The sequence below is a fragment of the Flavihumibacter sp. ZG627 genome, from assembly GCF_000814325.1.
Classification (GTDB): domain Bacteria; phylum Bacteroidota; class Bacteroidia; order Chitinophagales; family Chitinophagaceae; genus Flavihumibacter.
This window is the reverse complement of record NZ_JPHF01000045.1, coordinates 1-572: the sequence shown is the minus strand read 5'-3', so window position 1 is coordinate 572 and position 572 is coordinate 1. Positions and strand designations below refer to the sequence as shown.

Genomic DNA, 572 nt, shown 5'->3' with positions numbered 1-572 from the left:
GTGCTGAAGCAACTGCAAATGGAACAATCACTGTTCAACCGAATTCAACAATCAACCTTACATCAGCTGCAGCAACGGAAGAACAGATACTATGTATTAATACTCCGATAACCAATATTTCTTATGCAGTTGGTGGAACTGGTAATGATGCAACTGTCACGGGACTTCCGGCAGGCGTGTCAGGTAATTATAGCGGAGGTGTTTTTACAATTAGTGGAACACCAACAGAATCCGGAACTTTCATCTACATAGTTACAACAGTTGGTCCTTGCGCAGAAGAAACGGTAAGCGGAACCATCACTGTTCAACCGAATTCATCGATCAGCCTCACATCAGCTGCAGCTACGGAAGCGCAGACACTATGTATTAATACTCCGATAACCAATATCACTTATGCTGTAGGTGGAACGGCAACAGATGCAACTGTAACGGGACTTCCGGCAGGCGTGTCAGGTAATTATAGCGGAGGTGTTTTTACCATCAGTGGAACGCCAACAGAATTCGGAACTTTCAATTACACGGTTACAACAGTTGGTCCTTGCGCAGAAGCAAATGCAAACGGAACTATCACC

The 572-nt window shown here is 44.8% G+C and carries 1 protein-coding gene; it reads left to right on the top strand.

Annotation, left to right across the window (positions count from 1 at the left end; genetic code table 11):
- The coding region (locus HY58_RS19680; RefSeq protein ID WP_039135690.1) for a hypothetical protein at positions 1–572 on the top strand (572 nt) is incomplete at both ends.